The sequence below is a fragment of the Actinokineospora lacus genome, assembly GCF_053813445.1.
Genome location: NZ_JBQERA010000018.1, coordinates 66,751 through 91,849, shown reverse-complemented (window position 1 = coordinate 91,849; position 25,099 = coordinate 66,751). Strand labels below are relative to the sequence as shown.

The following is a 25,099-nucleotide window of genomic DNA, read 5'->3' as shown; positions in this document are numbered from 1 at the left end:
CCAACTCCCTCACCGCGCCGAACCCGGTGGCGCAGACCGCGTGCGTGGTCGCCGCGCACCGCCGGGCCGGGGTCGACCCCAGCACGATCGGCTACGTCGAGACGCACGGCACCGGCACCGAGATCGGCGACCCGATCGAGGTCGACGGCCTGCGCGCCGCCTTCGCCACCCGCTACGCCGACCTCGGCCTGCCCGCCCCGGAGCGGCCCCACGTGGTGCTGGGCGCGCTCAAGAGCAACACCGGGCACCTGGAGGCCGCCGCGGGCGTGGCGGGCCTGATCAAGGTGCTGCTGGCCATGCGCCACCGCGCCATCCCGGCCAACCTGCACCTGGAGGAGCCGAACCCGCACCTGCGGCTCACCGGCGGCCCGCTGCGCCTGCCCACCGGCACCGAGCCGTGGGCGCCGGTCCGCGACGGCGAGCCGTTGCGCGCGGGCGTGAGCTCCTTCGGCCTCGGCGGCGTCAACGCCCACCTGGTGGTCGAGGAGTTCCGCGAGGAGCCCCGCACCGGCGCCGGGCCGCAGGTGTTCGTGCTCTCGGCCAGGGACGGCGACCGGTTGCGCGCCGCCGCCGAGCGGCTGGCCGCGTGGTCGCGCACGGCGGGCGTGGTTCCCGCCGCGCTCGCCCGCACCCTCCAGGACGGCCGCGAGGTCCATGCCCACCGACTCGCCGTCGTCGCCGACGACCTCGTCGGCCTCGCCGACGCGCTCGACACCTGGCTGGCGGGTGGCTCCGCCGCGGGCGTGGCCGCCGGGACCGGTGCGGACCCGACCATCGCCGACCTGCTCGAGGACTCCGAGGGGCTGGACTACCTGCGCGCGGTCGCCGCCTCGGGCAGGCTGGACAAGCTCGCCCGGCTGTGGGCCGGGGGCGCCGACGTGGACTGGGCCGCGCTGCGCGCCACCGACGCCCCGCGCAAGGTCCCCGCGCCCACCTACCCGTTCGCCCCGACCAGCCACTGGCTCACCCCCGGCGCCCGGTTCGACGCGGTGCAGGCCCAAGCCCTCCCGGGCGCGGGCCAGGTCACCGCGCCCGCGCCCGCGCCCGCACCCGTGCCGGAACCCGCGTCCGCCGAACCCGCCGCTGTGCCGCTGGCGGTGCGCGGCACCCCGGAGGACGACGTGGTGACGCGCGTCCGCGAGGTGCTGGCCGCCCACCTGGGCGTGGCCACCTCGGCCCTGCCCGCCGACCGGGTGCTGAGCGATGCGGGGGTGGACTCGCTGGCGCTGCGCAGGCTCAGCAGGCGCTTGGCCGCCGACTACGGCGTCGACAACGTCGGCCCCCGGTTCACCACCGGGCAGACGGTGCGCGCCGTGGCGAAGTCCATTGTGGACAGACTTGGTCCGTTGCCCTCCACCGAGCCCGCGCCCGAGCCGGAACCGGCGGCGCCGCGGCCTGCCCCGGCGATCGCGGGTGAGCTCGACACCCTGCTGGCGGGGCTGCACACGGGCAGCATCAGCGTCGACGCCGCGCTCGCCGAGCTGCGCAAGGGGGCGGACCGATGACCGCCGCCCTGCGCGACCTGCTCGCCGCCGTCGCCGCCGGGGACGTCCCGGCCGCGACAGCCGCCCCGCTGTTGCGCGGGCTGCTCGACCTCGACCGGACTGCCCAAGTCGCCGCCGGGCCGCTGGTCCCGTCCGCCGAGCCGTACCCGCTCAGCCGCGGCCAAGCCGCGCTGTGGGCGATCCACGCGACCACGCCCGGCGCCACGTCCTACAACCTGCCGCTGGGCCTGTGGCTGGGCCGCGACGTGGACCGGGACGTGCTGGCGGAGGCGCTCGCCGCGAGCATCCGCAGGCACCCCGACCTCGGCGTGTCCGTCCACAACGGACCGGATGGTCCGTGGCAGCGGGTGCTCGACCGTCCCGCCGAGGTGCGTGGGCTCGACCTCTCGCACGTCACCGACGCCGAGTTCGCCACCCGCGTCGACCGGCTCACCCACCAGGCGTTCGACCTCGAGGACGACCCACTGCACCGCACCTGGCTGATCGAGGCCCCCGGCGGCGACTGGTTGCTGTTGCTGGTGTTCCATCACCTGATCACCGACGGGGTGTCCAGCCACCTGCTGCTGCGTGACATCGTGGCCTGCCACACCGCGCTCGCCGCGGGCGGTCCGCTGCCCCCGCTGGAGCCCGCCGCGCCGTACCGCGAGTTCGTCGAGTGGCAGCGCGGCATGCTCGCCGGGCCCGAGGGCGAGCGGCACCGCCGCTGGTGGGCCGAGCGACTCGCGGGCGTCGACAGCGCGCCCGTGCTCGACGCCATCGCCGACCACCGCCCGGACGCCCCGCCCGCGCACACCGGCGGCGAGATGGTTCGGCTGCGCCTGTCCGAGGCCGAGTGGGCGGCGGTCACCGCCGCCGCACGCGGCGTGGGCACGTCCACCTTCGGCGTGGTGTTCGGCGCGTTCGCCGCGCTGCTGCACCGCCATAGCGGCCACCCCGACATCAGCGCGATGGTGCCCACCGACGGGCGCCCGAGCCACCGCTTCGACCGCACCGTGGGCTATCTGATCAATCCGGTGGTCGTGCGGGTGGCCTGCGACCCGGACATGACCTGCGCGCGGCTGTTCACCGCCGTGCGCGACCAGCTCTCCGACGCCGAGGAGCACGCCGCCTACCCGTTCGCCGCCGCGATCGATGACCTGCGCCGCTCCGGCGACCCGGCCGCGGGCGTGGACATCGGCTTCTACCTGCAGCAGGGCGTGGGCGGCGACCAGGACATGGCCGCCGGGCAGACGGTGTTCCGCGACGCCATGGAGCTGACCCAGGAGGGGGAGAACCCGCTCGTCGTCGAGGTCGTCGTGCGCGGCCCCGGGGCGCTGCTCTACGTCAAGTACGACCCGGCCCGCTTCGACCGCGCCACGGCCGAACAGCTCGCCGAGCACTACCGGCTGCTGCTCGTCCAGGCCGCGAGCGACCCCACGACCCGGCTGCGCGACCTGGCCCCGGCCACCCCCGGCGAGCGGGCCGCGCTCGCCCGCGCCAACGACACCCGCCGCGACCGCCCGCGCGGCACGAGCGCCGCCGAGCTGGTCCTCGGCCAGGTCGAGCGCACCCCGGGCGCCCTGGCCGTGGCCGACGGCGACCGCACGCTGACCTACGCCGAACTGGGCGGCCGGGTCCGCGCCCTGGCCACGGCGCTGCGGGACGGCGGGGTGCGCCCCGGCGACCTCGTCGGGGTCTTGGTCGACCGGCACGTCGACCTGGTCACCGCGCTGCTCGCCGTGCAGGCGGCGGGCGCGGCGTACGTGCCGCTGGACCCGGCCTTCCCGGCCGCGCGGCTGGCGCACATCGCCGCCGACGCCGGGCTGGTCGCCGTGCTGGTCGACCCGGCCGCCGCCGCCCACCTGCCCGCCGCCGCCCCCGGCGCCCGCGTCCGGCTCGACGCGGTGGACTGGGCCGCGGCCAGCCAGGACGCGCCAATCCCTGGCGCGGACGACCAGCTCGCCTACGTGCTCTACACCTCCGGTTCCACCGGCAAGCCCAAGGGCGTCGAGGTCACCCACGGCAACCTGGCCAACCTGCTCACCGCCATGGCCGAGCGGCCCGGCTGCGCCGCGGGCGAGACCCTGCTGGCCGTCACCACCGCCGGGTTCGACATCGCGGGGCTGGAGCTGCTGCTGCCGCTGACCGTCGGCGCGACCGTCCACGTGGCGCCGTCGGGCACCACCCGCGACGGGTTCGCCCTCGCCGAGCTGGTCGACCAGGTGCGCCCCACGATCGTGCAGGCCACCCCGGCCACCTGGCGGATGCTCCTCGCCGCGGGCTGGTCGGGCCGGGTGCCCCGGGTGCTCTGCGGCGGCGAGGCGCTCGACCGGCCGCTGGCCGACGCGCTGCTGGGCCGCTGCGACGAGCTGTGGAACATGTACGGGCCCACCGAGACCACCATCTGGTCCACCGCGCTGCGCGTGCGCCGCGGCAGGCCGATCACCGTCGGCACCCCGATCGCCAACACCACCGCCACCGTCGTCGACGCCGAGGGGGCGCCGGTGCCCTTCGGCGCGGTCGGCGAGCTGCTGCTCGGTGGCGACGGCGTGGCCCGTGGCTACCGCGACCGCCCGGAGCTGACCTCGACCCGGTTCGTCGGCGGCCACTTCCGCACCGGCGACCTGGCCCGCTGGACCGCCGAGGGTGAGCTGACGCTGCTCGGCCGCGCCGACCGGCAGGTCAAGCTGCGCGGGCACCGCGTCGAACTGGGCGAGGTCGAGGATGCCCTGCGCCGCGCGGGTGGGGTCGAGGACGCGCGGGTCGTGCTGCGCGAGGACACCCCGGGCGGCCCCGCCCTCATCGCGTTCGTGGTGCCCAGGCAGGACCCCGACGCCGCTGCCACCGCAACCGACCGCGCCCGCGACTGGCTGCCGGAGTACATGGTCCCGGCGCGGACCGTCGTGCTGGAGCGGTTCCCGCTCACCCCGAACGCCAAGGTGGACGTCGGCCCGCTCGGGGCGCGCCCGCTGGCGGAGCTGGTCTCGCAGTTCGGCCACCCCGCTGCTGCCGCCCCCGCCGCCGTGCCCGCCCCCGCTCCGGGGCCCGCGGTGTCGGGAAGCGGCCTGGTCGAGCTGTTGCGGGAGGTCGCCGCCCAGGTCGCGGGCGTGCCCGCCGCGTCGATCCCGGTGGGCACGCCGCTGGGCGAGGCGGGTTTCAACTCGATCAGCTTCACCCGGCTCGCCGTCGCGCTGCGCGAGCGGTTCGCGATCACCGTGCGCCCGACCGCCTTCTACTCGCACCCGACGCTGACCGCGCTCGCCGCGCACCTGACCACCACCCACGGCGCGGTGCTCGCGCCCGCCGCCCCCGCCGCCCCCGCTGTGGTCGCCGCGCCGCGGCAGGCGGGCCGGGAGAGGGCCTACCCGCCGATCGCGGTCATCGGCGTCGGCGGCAGGCTGCCCGAGTCCGACTCCATCGACGAGTTCTGGTCGAAGCTGGCCGCGGGCCAGGACATGACCCGCCCGTACCCGGTGGAGCGCGGGTTCTCCGACCGGCTGTTCCCCGAGGGCCTGCGCGGGTCGTTCGTGCGCGACGTGGACGCCTTCGACGCCCCGCTGTTCCGGGTGTCCCGCCGCGAGGCCGCGCAGATGGACCCGCAGCAGCGCCTGCTGCTGCACGCCGCGCACGAGGCCGTGCTCGACGCCGGGTACGCGCCCGCCTCGCTGGCGGGCACCCGCGCCGGGGTGTTCGTCGGCATCAGCGGCGCGGACTACCTGAGCCTGCTCGGCCCAGGCGATCCGGGCATGGGCGACCACTTCCTGCTCGGCAACCTCGCCTCCATCGCCGCCAACCGGATCTCCTACGTCTACGACCTGGCCGGGCCCAGCACCATCTTCGACACCGCCTGCTCCAGCTCGCTGGTCGCGATCCACCGCGCGGCCCGCGCCCTGCAGCGCGGCGACTGCGAGACCGCGCTCGCGGGCGGTGCGAACCTGCTGCTGTCCCCGCACGGCTTCACCGGCCTGCGCCGGGCGGGCATGCTCAGCCCGGACGGCCGGTGCAAAACGTTCGACTCCGCGGCCGACGGGTACGGGCGCGGCGAGGGCGTGCTGCTGCTCATGCTCAAGCCGCTGGACAGGGCGCGGGCCGACGGCGACCCGGTGCACGGGGTGCTGATCGGCTCCGCGGAGAACCACGGCGGGCGCACGCACTCGCTGACGGTGCCGAACCCGCGCGCGCAGCGCGAGGTCGTGCTCGCCGCGCACCGCGCCGCCGCCGTGCCGCCGGACACCATCTCCTACGTCGAGGCGCACGGCACCGGCACCCCGCTGGGCGACCCGGTGGAGGTTGACGGGCTCACCGACGCCTTCGCCCGGCTGCACACCGAGTGGGGCAGGTTGGTGGTGCCCGGGCGCACCGCGCTGGGATCGGTGAAGTCGGCCATCGGGCACCTGGAGGCGGCGGCGGGCGTCGCCGGGCTGGTGACCGTGCTGTTGGCCATGCGCAACCGGGTGCTGCCCGGACTGGTCGGCCTGGGCACGCCCAACCCGATGCTCGACCTGGCGGGCAGCCCGTTCCGCCTGCAGACCGCCACCACGCCGTGGGTGCCGCCCGACGGGGTCCCGGCGCGCGCGGGCATCAGCTCGTTCGGCATGGGTGGCAGCAACGTGCACGTCGTCGTCGAGCAAGCCGCGGCTGAAGCGGGGGAGAGGTAGATGGACCAGGGGACCACGGCACCGCGGCTGGTCGTGCTGTCGGCGGCGGGCGTCGAGCAGCTCGACCGCTACCGGCTGGCGTTGTCGGCCTGGCTGCGCGCGCACCTCGACGACCCGGCGGCCACCATCGACCGGGTCGCCCACACCCTGTGGGTGGGCCGTGAGCCACTGACCACGCGGCTGGCCGTGGTCGCCGCCCACACCGCCGACCTGGCCGAGCGCCTCGATTCCGGCGAGGGCGTGCTGCGTGGCCACGCAGCCCCCGCGGGCTCGGGCAGCGACACCGCGCCCGCGATCCCGCGCGACGCGCACGATGCCGCCCGGCTGTGGGTGGCGGGCACCCCGGTCGCCTGGCCCCCGGCAGGCTCCCCCGTGCCCGCCCGGCTCTCGCTGCCCTCCCCGCCGCCCGCGACCCGCGCGTACTGGATCGACCCGCCCGCCTCGCTCGACCCGCCCGCCGCACCCGGCGAGCGCGTGCTGACCGGGGAGGAGTTCTTCCTGCGCGACCACGCCCTGGGCGCGGTCAAGGTGTTGCCCGCCGTGGCCGCTCTGGAGTTCGCCGCCGCCGCGGCCGCCGCGGCCGGGCACGGGCGGGTCACCGGGATCGCGAACGTGCTGTGGGCGCGCCCGGTGCTCGTGACCGGGGAACCGGTGGCCGTGCGGGTGGTGCTGTCCCCGCGCCGCGACGGCGTCGCCTACGAGCTGCGCCGCGTCGACGGCTCCGCCGCCGGGGAGATCTGCTCGGCGGGCACCATGCGCTTCACCGAGCCCGGCCCGGCGCCGACCGTGGACCTCGACGCCGTGCGCGTCCGCCTGCCCCACACCGCGACCGCCGATGAGGTCTACGGCGTGTTCACCACTCTCGGCGGCGGCTACGGCCCGAGCCTGCGAGGCATCACCGGCGTCCACCACCGTCCCGGCGAGGCGCTGGCCACCGTCGCGGTGCCCGCCGCCGCGGGCCGCGGCGCCGAGGGGTTCACCCTGCACCCGTCGCTGCTGGACGCCATGCTGCAGGCCGCGTTGTGGACCTCCGGCGACCCGCGCGCCGCCCGCGAGCGCGAGCTGCCCTTCAGCCTCGACGCCGCCGACGTCTTCGCGCCGCTGCCGGACCGCGGCTACATCCACGCCGTGGCCACCGCCGAGGGCCACGACCTGTCCCTCGTGGATGACGACGGGCGGGTTGCCCTGCGGCTGCGCGGGGTGCGCACCCGGTCCGTCGCGGGCGCCGCGGTGCTCGACGGGTCGGTCCCGGCCACGCACCTGCTGGCCCAGGTCTGGCACCCCAGCCCGCCGACGCGAGGCGAGCCGCCCGCCCGGGTCGTGCTCGTCGGCGACGACCCGGTGCTGGCCGCCGCGCTCGGCGCGAAGGAGACCGCCGACCGCGCTGTCACCGACGGCACCGACCCCGTGGTGGTCGTGCGCACCGCGCAGGCCGACCCGCTGCCCGGTGTGCTCGCCCTCTTCCGCGCCTGGGCCGCCCGCCCCGCGCGCGGCCCGGTGCGCCTGGTGCAGCTGCTGCACCCCACCGGTGGCGTCGACGACGTCCGCACCCTCGCCCTGGAGGGCCTGGCCCGCACGCTGGCCGCCGAACACCCCGACTTCCGGCTCACCGTGCTCAGCGCCCCCGACACGGACTCCTGCTCGACCGCCCGCCTGGTGGCCGACGAGGCCACCAGCGACTGGGCGCCGCTGGCCCGGCACACCGGCGCGGGCCGCGAGGTCCCGCGCTGGGAGCCGGTCACCCCCACCGCCGCCCCGATCACCCCGCGCGCCGGGCACACCTACCTGGTCACCGGTGGCGCCGGGGCGCTGGGCAGGCTTCTGGTCGCCCGCCTCGGCGGCCCCGCCCGCTACGTGCTCACCGGCCGCGCCGCCACCGCCGACCTGAGCGGGTTCGACGGCGTCGAGGCGCACTATGCGCAGTGCGACCTCGGCGTCCCCGGTGCGGCCCAGGCCTTGGTGAGCACCGTGCGCGAGCGGTTCGGACCGGTCCACGGCGTGTTCCACCTGGCGGGCACCACCCGCGACTCGTTCCTGCTGCGCAAGACCGACGACGAGCTGGCCGCGGTGCTGGGCCCGAAGGTGCGCGGCACCCTGGAGCTGGACGCGGCCACCGCGGGCGAGCCGCTGGAGTTCTTCATCGCCTACTCCTCGATGTCCGGCGCCGCGGGCAGCCCCGGCCAGGGCGACTACGCCTACGCCAACCGGTTCCTCGACGCGTTCGCGCGGTGGCGGCGGGCGGCGGGCAGGCCGGGCCGCAGCCTGTCGCTGCTGTGGTCGCTGTGGGCAGACGGCGGCATCAAGGTCGACGCCGACGAGGCCACCCAGCAGCGGCTGGCCCGCCGGATCGGCCTGTGGCCGCTGCCCACCGACGCCGCCTTCGACGCCTTGGACCGCGCCCTCGGCCACGACGGCACCGCCGTGCTGATCGCGCACGGCGAGCTGGACAAGCTGCGCGCCGTCCTCGACCCCGCCCGGCCCGCCGAGCCCCCCACCCCGGCCGCCGAGCCGCCTCCCGTCGCGGTGGTCGACAACGCCGCGGCCGAGGACTTCCTGCGCGCGGTGCTGGCCGGGGTGTTCGCCCTCCCGGCCGACGAGCTCGACGCCGACACCGCCTTCGAGCAGTACGGCATCGACTCCATCCTGATCATGGACCTGACCCGGCGGCTGGAGGAGCATTTCGGATCGCTGCCCAAGACCCTGTTCTTCGAGTACCAGGACCTGCGCTCGCTCACCGGCTGGTTCACCGACAACCACGCCGCCCGCATGGCCGAGCTGGTCGGACCGGTGGAGCCCGAGCCCGCCGCCGAACCGGTTGCCGCGCGGCCGGAACGGACCGCGCCCGCGCGGCCCGCGCCGGTCGCCGCGCCCGCGACCACCGCCCCGCGCCCCGGGGCGGCCGAGCCGATCGCCATCGTCGGCATCGCAGCCCGGTTCGCGGGCTCGCCCACGCTGGACGCGTTCTGGGCGCACCTGCGCGCGGGCGCCGACCTGGTCACCGAGATCCCCGCCGACCGCTGGGACTGGCGCGACTACGACCAGGCCACCCCCGCCGACCGGGCCGCCCCCTACAGCCGGTGGGGCAGCTTCGTCGACGGCATCGACCGGTTCGACCCGCTGTTCTTCGGCATCTCCCCGCGCGAGGCGCAGATCATCGACCCGCAGGAGCGGCTGTTCCTGCAGGCCGCGTGGCACGCCGTGGAGGACGCCGGGCACACCCGCGCCGACCTGCGCGAGCTGCGCGCCGGGGTCTACGTCGGCGCCATGTACGGGCTCTACCAGCTGCACGAGGCCGCCGACGGGCGCATCGGCGCCTCATCACACGCCTCCATCGCCAACCGGGTCTCCTACACCCTCGGCCTGACCGGGCCCAGCCTCGGCGTGGACACCATGTGCTCGTCCTCGCTGACCGCCATCCACCTGGCCGTGCGCGACCTGCGCTCGGGTGAGACGGAGGTGGCCGTCGCAGGCGGGGTCAACCTGCACGCCCACCCGTACAAGTACCGCTTCCTCGGCCAGGGCGGGTTCACCTCCAGCGACGGCCGCTGCCGCAGCTTCGGCGCCGACGGCGACGGGTACGTTCCCGGCGAGGGCGTCGGCGCGGTCGTGCTGCGCCCGCTGTCGGCGGCGCTGCGCGACGGCGACCACGTGCACGCGCTCATCCTCGGCACCAGTGTCAACCACGGTGGCCGCACCAACGGGTTCACCGTGCCCAACCCGGTCGCGCAGGGCGACCTGGTGGCCCGCGCGCTCGCGGAGGCGGGCGCCGACCCGGCCACGCTGGGATACCTGGAGGCGCACGGCACCGGCACCGCGCTGGGCGACCCGGTGGAGATCCGCGGCCTGGCCCGGGTGCTGGCGGGCAGCGGCCTGGCCGCCGGCGCGCTGCCGATCGGGTCGGTGAAGTCCAACATCGGCCACGCCGAGTCCGCCTCCGGCATGGCCGGGCTGGGCAAGGTGCTGCTGCAACTGCGCCACGGCGAGTTGGTGCCCTCGCTGCACGCCGACCCGCTCAACCCCAACATCGACTTCGAGTCCACCCCCCTGCGCGTGCAGCGCGAACCGGCTCCCTGGCCGCGCCGCGACGGGCTGCCGCGGCGCGCGGGCCTGAGCTCCTTCGGCGCGGGCGGGGCGAACGCCCACCTGGTCATCGAGGAGTTCGTCCGCGCGGAGACCCCGCGCACCGCCACTGGTCCGTGGGTGTTCCCCGTGTCCGCGCAGACCCCCGAACGCCTCGGCGTGGTCACCTCCGCGCTGGCCGATGCCGTCGAGGGCGGCCCCGGCGACGCGGTGTGGCTGGCCGACGTCGCGCACACCCTCGTGGTCGGGCGCGAGGACTTCCCCGAGCGCCTGGCCGTCGTCGCGTCGAACGCCGCCGAACTGGCCGCCCGCCTGCGAGCGGGCGCGGGCGAGGGGGTGTGGACCGGCAGTGCGCGCGGTCGCGGCAAGCGCCCGGCGATCGCCGCCGGCGCGAGCCCGCGGGACGCCGCCGCCGCGTGGGCGGCCGGTGCGACCCTCCCGCGCGCCGCGGACCCGGACCGCAGGCGCGTGCCGCTGCCCGGCTACCCGTTCGAGGAGCTGCGCTGCTGGCTGACCGAGGAGTTCTGGTCGCCCACCGCCCGCACCGCGACCGCGCCCAAGCACCCGCTGCTGGGCGAGATCGACCCCGCGCGCAGCCTGGACGGGCTGGCGTTCGAGAGCCGATTCGGCCCCGAGCACGCCTACATCGACGGCCACCGCGTCCGCGACACCCGGCTGCTGCCCGGCGCCGTGCTGCTGGAGCTGGCCCGCGCCGCCGCCGAGCGCGCGGGCGTGGCCGCCCCCGTGGTGCTGCGCGGGGTGCGGTGGCTGCGCCCGCTCGTGGTCACCGACGCCGAGCGCGCCTTGGTGCTGCGCCTGACCCGCGACGGCGACGGCGTGGCCTTCACCGCCCACGACGACGGCGGCACCCTCCTCGCCGAGGGCTCGGCCGCCACCGCCACCGAGCCCATCGACTCCACTGTGGACATCGCCGGGCTGCGGGCGCGGTTGACCCGCGGGCACGACGGCGGGCGGATCTACGCCGACCTCGACGCCGCGGGTCTGCACTACGGCCCCGCCCTGCGCGCCGTCGAGTGGATCGCCGCGGGGGACCGGGAGGCGCTGGTGCGCCTGCGCGTGCCCGCGGAGGCGCGGAAGTTCAGCACCCCCCTGCACCCCAGCCTGGTCGACGGCGCGCTGCACGCCCTCGCCGTGCTGCGCGAGGCCACCGGCCCCGCGATGGCGCCCTTCGCCGCCGCGGCGGTCGACTCCGCCGACGCGCTGGCCGAGACCGGCTACGCGCACGTCCGCGAGGTCGGCCGCGACCGCTACGACCTGGTGCTCACCGACGACACCGGCCGGGTCCGCGCCCGGCTGCGCGATCTCGCCCTGCGCCCCGCCCCCGTCGAGGGAACCGCTGTGCGGCCCCCCTCGCCGCCCGCCGATGACCCCGCGGCTCCCGAGCCCGACGTCGAGGGCCTGATGTTCACCCCGCACTGGTCACCGCTCACCTCCCCGGTGACGCCCCCCACCGCGGGCACCACCTGGCTGGTGCACGGCCCCGAGGCCGCCCCGCTCGCCGACGCCGTGGCCGCCGCGCTCGGCCAGGACACCCTGCGCGTCGACCCCGAGCAGGTGCACACCCTCGACGGGCGGCCCGCGCCCGCCCGCGTCCTGTTCCTCACCGGCCCCGCCACCGGCCGCACCGACGACCAGGCCGCGCTGGAGACCGCGCAGCGCCGCGGCGTGCTCGCGCTGTTCGCGCTCGCCAAGCGGTTGCAGCGGCTCGCGGCGCCGGTCCGGCTCACCGTGGTCACCCAGGACGCGGTGGCCACCGCGGCTGAGCCGGTGCGCAACCCGTTCGCCGCCGCCACCCACGGCCTGGCCCTGTCCCTGGGCCGCGAGCACCTCCGCTGGACGGTGTCCGTGGTCGACGCCGCCACCACCGACGCGCAGGCCGCGGTCGCGCCGGTCGTGCTCGCCGCCCCCGCGGGCGGCCCGTTCGCCGTGCGCGGGGGCGCCCTGCTCGGCCGTGCGCTGCGCCCGGTCGAGCAGGCCCCGGTGGGCGCCGCCGTGCGCGACGGCGGGGTCTACCTGTTGCTCGGCGGTGCCGGGGGCATCGGGCTGGAGCTGACCGCCTGGCTGGTGCGCCACCACCGCGCCCGCGTGCTGCTCGTCGGCCGCGGCGAGCTCGACCAGGCCCGCCGCCACCGCGTCAGCGCCATCGACCCCAGCGGCGCGCTGGTCTCCTACCACCGCGCCGATGCCGCCGACCCGGCCGCGCTGCGCGCTGTCGTCGACACCGCCCTGTCGCGGCACGGGGCGCTGCACGGCGTCGTGCACGCGACGATCGTGCTGCGCGACCAGTCGGTGGCCGCCATGACCGAGGAGGGGTTCCGCGCCGCGCTGGAGGCCAAGACCCGGACCTCCGTCGCCCTGCGCGCGGCGCTGGCGGGGGTGAGCCCGGACTTCGTGCTGTTCTTCTCCTCTGCTGTCGCCCTGTCCGGCAGCGCGGGCCAGGCCAACTACGCCGCCGGGTCCGCGTTCGCCGACGCATTCGCCCAGCACCTCGACGACGTGCTGGCCTGCCGGGTCGCCGTCGTGGACTGGGGCTACTGGGGCACCGTGGGCATCGTCGCCGACGACGAGCACCGCGCCCGGCTGGCAGCCTCCGGCATTCACTCCATCGACCCGGCCGAGGGCATGGCCGTCGTCCGCCGCGTCTTGGGCCGCCGCGACCGGCAGGTGCTCGCCATCAAGGCCGACGCCGACGTGCTGGCCGCCGCGGGCGTCGACCTGGGCGGCACCGGCGCGGACACTGACGACCGGTCTCTCGTGCCCGCCCTGGCGGCGCTGCCCCCGGTCCAGGACCCGGTGTCGGCGGCCGACCAGCGCTCACTGCGCGAGACGCTCGTCGGCTGGACCTGGACGCTGCTGTCCGCCGACGGCCTGTTCGACATAGCCTCCACTGAGGACGGCTTGGCCGTCCGCCTCGGCGTGGACGCCAAGCAGCGCAGGCTGTTCGGCGAGTTGGTCCGCATCCTGGCCGCGGACGGCTACCTCGCGGGCAACGGCGGGGTGTTCACCGCCCCCGGTCGCCCCGTCCCGGCCGACCCGCGGGCCGACCTGGCCGCGCTCTGCGCCCGGGCTTCGGCGCTGGCCGGGGTCGACAAGCTGCTCGTGCCCTGCATGGACGGGCTGCTCGGCGTGTTGCGCGGCACCACCCGCGCCACCGACGTCCTGTTCCCCGGCGGGTCTGTCAGGCTCGTCGAGGACGCCTACCGGGGCAGCCCAGTGGTCGATCGCGCCAACGAGCTGGTCGTGGGCGCGCTGCCGGAGAGCGCCGGGTCGGGGTCGCTGACCGTGCTGGAGGTCGGCGCGGGCACCGGCGGCACCACCGCGAGCCTGCTGCCCGCGCTGGCCGCCTCCGGCGCGCGGGTCACCTACGTCTACACCGACATCTCGCCCGCGTTCCTGCGCCACGGCAAGGAGCGCTTCGGCGCCGAGTTCCCGTTCGTGCGGTTCGAGAAGCTCGACGTGTCCACCGACCCGCTGGCCCAGGGCTTCACCGCCGGGTCCGTGGACGTGGTGGTCGCGGCGAACGTCCTGCACGCCACCCATGACCTGCTCGCCACCCTCGGCGCGGTCGGCACCCTGCTGCGCCCCGGCGGTCGCCTGATCCTCAACGAGGCCACCGCCAACACCGTCACCACCACGTTGACCTTCGGCCTGCTCGACGGCTGGTGGCTGGCCCGCGATCCGCACCTGCGGCTGCCCGGCACGCCGCTGCTGTCCGCCGCGGGCTGGCGGCACGCCCTGGGCCTGGCCGGGTTCGCCCGCGTCCGCGCCATCAGCGCCGACGTCAGCGGCGCTCAGCACGTGGTGGTCGCCGAGACCCCGACCGCCGCGGTGGCCCCGGTCGCCGGGCCCGCCGCCGTTCCGGCCGCGGGCCCGCCCCCGGTCGTCACCACCCCGGTGGGGGCAGGCGGCGATGACCTGGTCGAGGTCGCCAGGGACCTGGTGCGCGACGCGTTCGTCGCCGTGCTCGACATCCCGCGCGACCGGCTGTGGCTGGACGAGACCTACGAGGGCTTCGGCGTCGACTCGCTGACCGTGCCACGCGTGGCCGACCTGCTCGGCGAGAGCGTCGGCGAGCTGCCCGCGACCCTGCTGTTCGAGCAGCCCACCATCCGCGACCTCGCCGATTTCCTCGTCGAGACCCGCGCCGAGCAGCTGCGCGCCCTGCGCCCGGCCGCACCGGCCGCCCCCCATGCCCCCGAGGTCACCGCGGCGCCGGTGGTCGTCGAGCGGTCGACCGGCGCGGACACCCGTGTGGTGGACACCCGCGTCGCGGTCATCGGCATGGCGGGCCGCTACCCGCTGGCCGAGGACGTCGAGCAGTTCTGGGCCAACCTGCGGGCCGGGCGCGACTGCGTCCGCGAGGTCCCTGCCGACCGGTGGGACTGGCGCGCCGAGGGCTCGGTGGACGGCAGGCCGGTGAGCCGCTGGGGCGGCTTCCTCGACGGCATCGCCGAGTTCGACCCCAAGTTCTTCCGCATGACGCTGACCGAGGCACGGGTGACCGACCCGCAGGAGCGCTTGTTCCTGCAGACGGCCTGGCACACCATCGAGGACGCCGCCTACCCGGTCGCGCGGCTGCGCGGGCAGCGCGTCGGCGTCTACGTCGGCGTCATGTACGGGCACTACCAGCTGATGGAGGGCGCCGACGGCCTCGCAGGCGGCATGGGCTACGCCTCCATCGCCAACCGCGTCTCCTACGCGCTGGACCTGCGCGGTCCGTCGATGGCCGTGGACACGATGTGCTCGTCCTCGCTGACCTCGGTGCACCTGGCGTGCGAGGCCCTGCTGGCGGGCGCCGCTGACCTGGCGCTGGCGGGCGGGGTCAACCTGACCCCGCACCCGCGCAAGCACCGCCAGCTCGCCGCGGGTGGGTTCACCGGAACCGACGGCCGCTGCCGCAGCTTCGGCGACGGCGGTGACGGCATGGTCCCCGGTGAGGGGGTCGGCGCCGTGCTGCTCAAGCCGCTGGCCGCCGCCGAGCGCGACGGGGACCGGGTCCTCGGCGTCATCCTCGGCTCCGCGGTCAACCACGGCGGCAAGACCGGCGGCTACGCCGTGCCCAGCCCCACCGCTCAGCGCGAGGTCATCACCGCCGCGCTGGCCCGCTCGGGTGTCGACCCGGCGTCGCTGTCCTATGTGGAGGCGCACGGCACCGGCACCGCGCTCGGTGACCCCACCGAGGTGGCCGGGTTGACCAGCGCCCTTGGGCAGCGCGCCGACGCCGTCGCGATCGGTTCGGTGAAGTCCTCGGTCGGCCACCTGGAGTCGGCGGCGGGCATCGCCGCGCTCACCAAGGTGCTGCTGCAACTGCGCGAGCGGAAACTGGTGCCCTCGTTGCACGCCGACAGGCTCAACCCCGCCGTCGATTGGGCGTCGGCGCCGGTCCGGGTGCAGCGTGAGCTCTCGCCATGGACCGCGGACACCCCGCTGCGGGCCGGGATCAGCGCCTTCGGCGCCGGTGGCTCCAACGCGCACCTGGTCGTCGAGCAGGCGCCCGAGCCTGCCTCGGCCACGACTTCCGGCCCCTGGGTGTTCCCGCTGTCCGCCCGCGACCCGGAGGCGCTGGTCCGCGTCGTCGTCGCCTTGCGCGACCACCTGCGCGCCGCCGGGGCGGATGGCGTGGACGCGATGCCCGCGCTGGCCGAGGCCGCCGGGGTGCCGCCGACCGCGGGCGACGCCTCGCTGGACGAGCTGGGCGTGGACCCGACCGCGCTGCTGCGCCTGCGCACCCGGCTCGTCGAGCTGGGCGGCGACGACCGGGACGTGCACGGCGGCGAGTCGCTGCGCACCCTGGCCGCCCGCGTGCCCGGCGGCGCCCGCGCCACCCTCGACCGGGTCGCGCACACCCTGCAGGTCGGCCGCGAGGCCATGGCCCACCGCCTGGCTTTCGTCGCCCACGACAGCGGGGACCTGACCGACCAGCTGACCGCCGTCGCCGAGGGGCGCGCCGCCGGGTACGCCGGGGCGGTCACCACCGAGCCCGGCCCGGCCACCGCCCCGACCGACACCCACGACACCGCCCGCCGCTGGGCGTCCGGGCAGGACATCGACTGGGCGGCGGGGCGCGCCGCGACGCCCCGACCGGTCTCCCTGCCCGGTTACCCCTTCGCCCGCACCCGCTGCTGGATCGACGTCGCCCCCACCGCGCCATCCGCGCCCGCCCCGGTGGCGGGCGAGCTGCGCGAGGCGGTGCTGGGCCTGCTCGCGGGCGTCACCGGGTTCCCCGCGTCCGGCCTTGACCCGACAACCACGTTCCACGATCACGGCCTGGACTCGCTGGGCCTGATCCGCCTGGCCGGGGAGGCCACCGACGCCTTCGGCGTCCCGGTCGGCCCCGACCAGCTGCTGGCCACCCCCACCCCGGCCGCGCTGGCCTGCTGGCTGGCCGACCAGCGGCCCCAGCCTGCCGCCACCGCCCCGCCGCCCGCCGCGGCGAGCGAGGACGACCCGGTGGTCATCGTCGGCATGGCGGGCATCCTGCCCGGTTCCGCCGACGTCACCGGGTTCTGGGCGAACCTGGCCCGCGGCGGCGACCTGATCAGCGAGGTCCCGGCCGACCGGTGGGACGCCCGCGCCCACTTCGGCGACCCCGCCGAGCACGCCGACCGCACGCGCGTCACCCGCGCCGGGTTCCTCCCCGGGGTCGCCGAGTTCGACCCGCTGTTCTTCGGCATCTCCCCGCGCGAGGCCCGCTGGATGGACCCGCGGCAGCGGCTGCTGCTCAAGTCGGTGTGGTCGGCGCTGGAGGACGCGGGCGTCGACCCGGCTTCCCTCGCGGGCAGCGACACGGGCCTGTTCGTCGGCGTCGGCGCCTCCGACTACGCCGAGCTGGTGCAGAGGTCCGGCACCGGCACCGACGCCTACGCCGCCACCGGCCTGACACCGTCGATGTTGGCGAACCGGGTGTCGTTCCTGCTCGACCTGCGCGGCCCGAGCGAGCCGGTGGACACCGCCTGCTCCTCGTCACTGGTCGCCCTGCACCGGGCCGCCGAAGCGCTGCGCCTGGGCCACTGCGGGCTCGTCGTCGCCGCCGGGGTCAGCGTGCTGCTGTCGCCGGGCGCGTTCGCGTCGCTGGAGCGGGCGGGCATGCTCGCCCCGGACGGTGTCGGCCGCGCCTTCGACGCCGACGCCACCGGCTACGTCCGCGGTGAGGGCGTCGGGGCGGTCGTGCTGACCACCCTGTCCCGCGCCCGCGCCGAGGGCCTGCCGGTGTTGGCGGTGCTGCGCGGGACGGCGGTCAACCACGGCGGCCGGTCCAACTCGCTCACCTCGCCCAATCCCGCCGCCCAGGCCGACGTCGTGGTCAAGGCGCACCGGGTGGCCGGGGTCGACCCGTCCACCATCGGCTACCTGGAGACCCACGGCACCGGCACCGTCATCGGCGACCCGGTGGAGATCCGCGGCCTGCGCGAGGCGTTCGGCACCCTCTACGCCGACTGGGGCCTGCCCATGCCGACCGCCCCGCACTGCGCGCTCGGCGCGCTGAAGAACACCATCGGCCACCTTGAGCCCGCCGCGGGCATCGCCGCGCTGATCCGCGTGCTGCTGTCGCTGCGCCATGGTCGCATCACCGGCGACCCGCACGGGCCGGTGCCCAACCCCGGACTCGGCTTGGACGGCACGCCGTTCGAGGTCGCGCGGGCGGCCCGCGATTGGCCCGCGCCCGCCCCGGGCGTCCCGCGCCGCGCGGGCATCAGCTCCTTCGGCTACGGCGGGGTCAACGCCCACGTGGTGCTGGAGGAGTTCCAGCAGGCCCAGCCCGCGGGTGATCACCCCGTCGTGCTCGTCCTGTCCGCGCGCGACCCCGAGCGGCTGCGCGCCCTGGTGAAGTCCTTTGTGGATGCCCCGGGGCGGTGGGCGCACGACCTCGCGGGAACCGCGCACACCCTGCAGGTCGGCCGCGCCGAGCACGCGCAGCGCCTGGCCTTCGCGGCCACCACCGGCACCCAGGCCCTCGACCTGCTGCGCGGGTACCTCGCGGGCACCGCCGCCGGTGTCCACACCGGAACCGCCACCCGGGCCGACCGCCCTGGCCCGGCCACCGGCCTGGATGACGACGCCACCGCCGCGGCCTGGGTGCGCGGTGCCGAGGTCGACTGGTCCGCCCGGTGGACCACCACCCCGACCCGCCGGTCCCTGCCCACCTACCCGTTCGCCCCGGAGCGCCACTGGTTCACCGACGGCGGCCCGGCCCCCGCCGAGCGGCCCGAGATCAGCCTCTTCGGTGTCGACTGGGAGCCGCGGCCGGTCGAGGCCCCGGCACCGGCGGGCCAGGTGCTCGTCTTCGGCGAACTGGCCGTGCCGGGTGCCGTGCGCGTGCGGGCGGGCGTGGACTACCGGATCGACGGCCCCCGCGCGGAGATCCGCCCGGGTGCCGCGGGCGACTACGTCCGGCTGCTCCGCGACCTCGCCGGTCGCGGGACCCCGGTGGCCCGGGTCGCGCACCAGTGGCCGCTGTCGCTGCCCGGCCGCCAGGACACCGGGATCGAGTCGGTGTTCCTGCTGGCCAAGGCCATGATGACGGCAGGGGTGCCCGTCCCGACCCGGGTGCAGGTGCTCGTCCCCGCCGACGGGTCCGCGGAGTCGTGGGGAGGGTTCGACGCCGCCTTGCGCGCCGCCCTGCCGGGTACCGCTTTCAGCGCTGCGCGGGTGGCCGCCGGTGTCGATGAGCGGGCGCTGCTCGCCGAGGTGACCGCCTGTCGTGTCGACGCCGCCGTGGTCCGGCTCGATCACACCGGACGCTCGGCGCAGGTGCTGCGCGAGCTCCCGGGCGACCCGGTCGAACCCGGGCCCGCCCTCGACGGCGGCGTGCACCTGGTGACCGGTGGCCTCGGCGGCCTCGGCGTGATCCTGGCCGAGGACCTGCTGTCCCGCGGTGGCAGGGTCGCGCTGACCGGGCGGTCCGAGCCCGGCGCCCGGGCGACCGAGCTGGACCGGTTGCGCGGCCTCGGCGAGGTCGAGTACTTCCGCGCCGACGTCACCGACGCCGCTGCCATGACCGCCGTCGTCGACGCCGTGCGCGCCCGTTGGGGTGCCCTGACCGGGGTCTTCCACCTGGCGGGCACCGCGTCGCGGACCCCGTTGCCGCACAAGGACGTCACCGAGCTGCGCGAGCACCTGCGCGCCCGCGTCACGGGCACCGCCGTGCTCGACCGGGTCACCGCGGGTGAGCCGCTGGCGGCGTTCGTGCTGTTCGGCTCGCTGGCCGGGCTGCTCGGCGACTACGGGCTCGTCGACTACGCCGTGGGCGCCCGGCACCTCGACGGCGCCGCCGCCGAGCGCGAGGCGCTGCGCGTCGCCGGGGAGCGGCGGGGGCGCACCATCACCATCGACTGGCCGATGTGGCGCTCCGGCGGCATGCACGTCGACGCCGAGGACGAGCGCCGCTACCTGGCCACCACCGGGTTCCGCTACCTGGAGGCCGAGGACGGCCTGACCGCGATGCGCCGGGTGCTGCGCTTGGGCCGCACCCAGGTCGCGGTCCTGCCCGGCGACCCGGACCGGATGCGCGAGCTGGTCGAGGGCACGCGCCTGCGCGAGGAGGCCGCGCCGGTCGCGGCCCCGGCGGCCACCGCCGCCCTCACCCGGGCGCGCGCGTCCTCGGACGTGCTCACCGAGCTGCGCGGCGTGGTCGGCGAGGTGCTGGGCCTCGACGGCGCCGCGCTCGACCCCGACGCCGGGTTCGGCGAGTACGGGCTGGACTCTTTCGGCCTGCAGTCGCTGGCCGCCGCGCTGCTCGACCGCCACGGCATCACCGTCGCCACCACGACCCTGTACGGCGCCAACACCCTGTCCAAGCTCGCCGACCACCTCACGACCGAGTTCCCGCAGGCCGCGGCGACGGTGACCGAGCCGCCCCCGGTGCCCGAGGCGCCCGCCCCCACGGCAGCCGCGCCCCGGGCAGCGCCGCGGCGGGACGATGGCGAGCCGATCGCCATCGTCGGGCTCAGCGGCAGGTTCCCCGGCTCCGCCGACCTGGCGGGATTCTGGGCCGACCTCGCCGAGGGCCGCGACCTCATCACCGAGACCCCGCCCGCCCGCTGGGACTGGCGCGAGGTCGCCCGCACCTACGGCGGCACCGCCCGCTGGGGCGGGTTCCTCGACGACGTCGACCACTTCGACCCGCGGTTCTTCCGGATATCCCCGGCCGAGGCGCAGGTCATCGATCCCCAGCACCGGCTGTTCCTGCAGCACGCCTGGGCGGCGCTGGAGGACGCGGGCCAGCGCGCCGACCGGTTGTCCGGGCGCAAGGTCGCGGTGTTCGCGGGCGTGCAGTTCACCGACTACGAGGCCATGGTCCTGCGCCGCGGCGACCGCGACCCCAACCCGCACACCGGCACCGGCCTGGCCCGCACCATGCTGGCCAACCGCGTGTCCTACCTGCTTGATCTGCGGGGCCCCAGCGAGACCATCGACACCGCGTGCTCCAGCTCCCTGCTCGCCCTGCACCGGGCCGTGCGGTCCCTGCGGGCGGGCGAGACCGAACTGGCCATCGCCGGTGGGGTGAGCCTGGTGCTGTCCCCGCAGACCGTGGTGGCGGGCACCCGCCTGGGCGTGCTGTCCCCGGACGGGCGCTGCAAGACCCTCGACGCGGGCGCCAACGGCTACGTCAAGGGTGAGGGCGTCGCGGTGCTGGTGCTCAAGCCGCTGTCCACGGCGCTCGCCGACGGCGACCGGGTGCACGCGGTGATCCGCGGCAGCGCGGTCAACCACGGCGGCCGGGCGTCCTCGCTGACCGCCCCGAACCCGCTGGCCCAGGCCGACCTGCTGGTCGAGGCCTACCGCGACGCGCGGGTGCCGGTCGAGACGGTGTCCTATGTGGAGCTGCACGGCACGGGCACCAAGCTGGGCGACCCGGTGGAGATCGAGGGACTGGCGCGGGCGCACCGCGTCCTGGCCACCCCGGGCGTGGACGCGGTGGAGTGCGGCGTCGGCACGGTCAAGAGCAACATCGGGCACCTCGAACCGGCCGCGGGCGTGGCCGGGGTGGTGAAGGTCGTGCTGGCCATGCGCCACCGGGTGCTGCCGCCGACCCTGCACATCGTCGAGCCCAACCCGCTGGTGGACTTCACCGGCACCCCGTTCGCCCCGGTGACCGAGGCCCGCGAGTGGGCCCCGACCGCGGGCGGGCGGCCGGTGCCGCTGCGCGCGGGCGTGAGCTCCTTCGGCTTCGGCGGCGTCAACGCGCACGTCGTGCTGGAGGAGGCGCCGCGCGCCGCGACCGCGCCGAGCAGCGGCGCCGAGGTGTTCCTGCTCTCGGCCCGCGACGAGGACGCCCTGCGCCGCTACGCCGAGTCCGTCCTGGCGTTCCTGGAGGGCACCACCGCCCCGCTGTCCGCGATCGCGCACACCTCGCAGGTCGGCCGGGTGCCGATGGCGGTCCGGCTGGCCGTCGTCGCCGATTCGGTGGACGCCCTGCGTGAGCGGCTGACCGCGTTCACGGCGGGCAGGACCAGCGCCAAGACCGCCGGTGACGGCCAGGAGTGGCTGACCGAGCCCGAGGGCGCGGCCTACATCGCCCGACTCGCCCGCGAGGGCGGGCTCAAGCGCCTCGCCCGGCTGTGGGAGGGGGGCGCGGAGATCGACTGGACCGCGCTGCGCGCCGTGCCCGCCGCGATCACCTCCATCCCGACCTACCCCTTCGCCAAGGAGAGCCACTGGCTCGACGGCGAGCAGGCGCCCGCCACCGCGACCGCGGCGACCCGCCTGCTGGCCAGGCACTGGGAGCCCGCGCCGCTTCCCCCCGCCGCGCTGCCCGGCGGCGACCTGCTGGTGCTCGCCGACGAGCACTCCGCCCCCCTCGCCGCCACCGCGTTCCCCACGGCCCGCGTGCTGCTGCTCGACGGCGACGACGAGGCGGCCGGGCTGCGCGCGGTCGCCCGGGCCGGGACGGCCACCACGGTGGTCGACCTGGTCGACGCCGCCGGGCCGCGCACCGACACGGCCGGGGTCGACTGGGCGCGGGTGGTGCTGCTGCGCGAGCTCGTGGCCGCCCACCGCCGCGGGCCGTTCGCCTACCTGCACCTGACCCGCGGGCTCACCACGTTCGGCGCGGTCGAGCCGACCCTGCGGGGCGCGGTGCAGGCCGGGTTTGTCGCGATGCTGCCCGGCGAGTACCGAGGGACGCGCGCCCGCACGGTGGACGTCGACACCCTGGACCTGGCCGCGGTGCGCGCGGTGGTCGCCGCCGAGCTGGCCGCGGGCGACGGGGAGTCGCGGATCTGCGTGCGCGAGGGCCTCCGGCACGTCCCGGTGCTTCGCGAGACCACCCCCACCGGGCGGATCGGCGCGTGGACCGAGGGCCTCGGCGACGGGGTCGTCGTGGTGACCGGGGGAGCCGGTGGCCTCGGCAGGCTGCTGGCCGCCGAGCTGGTCGAGCGCGGTGCCACCAAGCTCGTGCTGCTGGGCCGCTCGGCGCTGCCGGACCCGCAGACCTGGGCCGCTCGTGCCGAGGACCCGGACGCCACCGCGGCGGAGCGGGCGAGGTTCACCGATCTCGCCGCGCTGGTGACGCCGGGCGTGCTGGTGCGGGCCGAGTCGGTGGACGTGGCCGACGCCGCCGCGGTCGCCGCCGCGCTCGGGCGGGTGCGCGCCGAGTGGGGGCCGGTCATCGGGCTCGTGCACTGCGCGGGCGTGGGTCTCATGACCGACCCGGCGTTCCTCGGCAAGCGGGTCGCCGACATGCGCGCGGTGCTCGCCCCCAAGGTCGAGGGCACCTCCGCGCTGCTGGCGGCCTGCGCGGGCGACCCGCTGCGCTTCGCCGTCCTGTACTCGTCGGTGTCGGCGGCGGTGCCCGCCCTCGCGGCGGGGATGAGCGACTACTCCGTCGCCAACGCCGTGCTGGACCGCGTCGCCGAGCACCGGGCCGCCGCGGGCGGCCCGCTCGTGGTCCGCGCGCTGGACTGGCCGAGCTGGCGGTCGGCGGGCATGCCCGAGGTCGACACCCCGGTCTACCGGGACCTGGGCCTGCGCGGACTGGACCCCGCCGTGGGCCTCGACCTGCTCGACCGGGCCATGGCCTGCGCCGAGCCGGTGGTCCTGCCCTGCGCGGTCGACCCCGAGCGGTTCGACGCCCGCGCCCTGACCCAGGTCGCCGTGCCCCGCGCCGCCGAGGTCACACCCGCCGCCCCCGCACCGGTACCCACCGGGCCCACCTCGGACGCGGCGCTGCTGCCGACGGTCACCCGGGTGATCGCGGGCGTGCTGCGGCTGGCGCCCGAGCGGGTCACCCCGGACGCGGGCTTCGCCGACCTGGGCCTCGACTCGATCATGATCGCCCAGGTGGTGGCCGCCCTGGAGCGCGCGCTGGGCGTGCCGGTGGAGCCCTCCGCCCTGCTGGAGAACCCGACCGCAGCCCGCCTCGCCGCCGCACTGGCCGACGTGGTGCCCGGCACCGCGGCGGGCCCCGAGCCCGCCGTGGCGCCGGTCGCCCGCCCGGTGGCCGCCGAGCGGGCGCGGGCGAGCCGGGACATCGCGATCATCGGCATCGCCTGCCACTTCCCGGGCGCCCCGGACCACCGGGCGTTCTGGCGGAACCTGGTCGCGGGCGTCGACTCGGTCACCGAGGTCCCGGCGAGCCGCTGGGACGCCAACCGGCTGTGGTCGCCGCTGGCCGAGCCCGGGCGCACGGTGAGCAAGTGGGGCGGCTTCCTGGACGACATCGAGGACTTCGACCCCGAGTACTTCAAGCTCGACGCCGCCGCGGCCCCGCACATGGACCCGCTGTGCAGGCAGTTCCTGGAGGCCGGGGCGGAATGCCTCGCCGACGCGGGCCTGACCCCCGCCGACGTGGCGGGCAGCAGGCTCGGGGTGTTCGCCGGGGCCCGTGCGGCCAACTTCGGCGCCCACCACGGGCAGGCCGGGCCGCACTCGATCAGCGGCATGGCGCAGAACTTCATCGCCGCCCACCTGTCGCACTTCCTCGACGTGCGCGGGCCCGCGCTGGTGCTGGACTCCGCGTGCTCGTCGGCCCTGGTCGCGGTGCACACCGCCGTCGCGGGGCTGCGCACCGGCGAGACGGACCTGGCCTTGGCGGGCGGGGTCGAGGTGCTGCTGGACGAGGTGCCCTTCATCGGGATGAGCGAGGCCGGGGCGCTCTCGCCCACCGGGCGCTGCCACACCTTCGACGAGCGCGCCGACGGCATCGTCCTCGGCGAGGGCGTGGGCATGCTGCTGCTCAAGCGACTCGACGACGCGCTGCGCGACGGCGACCGGGTGTACGCGGTGATCGAGGGCAGCGCGGTCAACAACGACGGCCGCACGATGGGCATCACCACGCCCAACCCCGACGCCCAGCGCGAGGTGATCGAGCGGGCGCTGGCCGACGCGGGCGTGCGGGCCTCGGCGCTGGGCTACGTCGAGGCGCACGGCACCGGCACCATGATCGGCGACCCGATGGAGCTCAAGGCGCTGACCGCCGTGCTGCGTGCGGACACCGCTGAGACCGGGTTCTGCGGGGTCGGCAGCGTCAAGACCAACATCGGCCACACGCTCAGCGCGGCGGGCATCGCCGGGGCGATCAAGGTGGCGCTCTCGGTCTGGCACGGGCAGCTGCCGCCCACCCTGCACTGCGCCACGCTCAACCCCCGCTTCAGGTTCGCGGACTCGCCGCTGTACCCGGTGCGCGAGGCCACGCCGTGGACCGGCAGGGGCGGGGTGCGCCGCGGCGGGGTCAGCTCCTTCGGGTTCGGCGGCACGAACGCCCACCTGGTGCTGCGCCAAGCCCCGGAGGGGCACGTGCTGACCCGGGCCGAGCTGCCCGCGCCCCGCTACCGCCGCAGGCGGTTCTGGTTCGGCGAGCAGGTCCCGGCCGCCGCCGCGCCCGAACCCGCCGCCTTCTTCGAGCTGCAGTTCTGA

3 protein-coding genes (1 of these 3 cut by a window edge) are annotated in these 25,099 nt (G+C 76.7%); all 3 read left to right on the top strand.

The window, feature by feature from the left end:
- Tightly spaced (each overlapping or abutting the next), the 3 genes in view from ACTG9Q_RS31295 to ACTG9Q_RS31285 form a layout consistent with a single transcriptional unit that may run on beyond the window.
- Positions 1-1,505, top strand: the 3' portion of a protein-coding gene (locus tag ACTG9Q_RS31295; protein WP_455576559.1) for an SDR family NAD(P)-dependent oxidoreductase. Its footprint begins 11,485 nt before the window's first position; only the last 1,505 of its 12,990 coding nucleotides appear in the window; the start codon falls outside the window, past its left edge; the stop codon is at positions 1,503-1,505.
- The gene (locus ACTG9Q_RS31290; protein ID WP_455576558.1) at positions 1,502-6,142 is read left to right on the top strand and encodes an amino acid adenylation domain-containing protein; all 4,641 of its coding nucleotides are present in this window, start codon (positions 1,502-1,504) and stop codon (positions 6,140-6,142) included. Before ACTG9Q_RS31295 ends, ACTG9Q_RS31290 begins: the two co-directional genes overlap by 4 nt.
- Positions 6,143-25,099 carry an SDR family NAD(P)-dependent oxidoreductase gene (locus ACTG9Q_RS31285; RefSeq protein ID WP_455576557.1) on the top strand — a complete coding sequence of 6,319 codons (18,957 nt, stop codon included), beginning with the start codon at positions 6,143-6,145 and terminating at the stop codon, positions 25,097-25,099.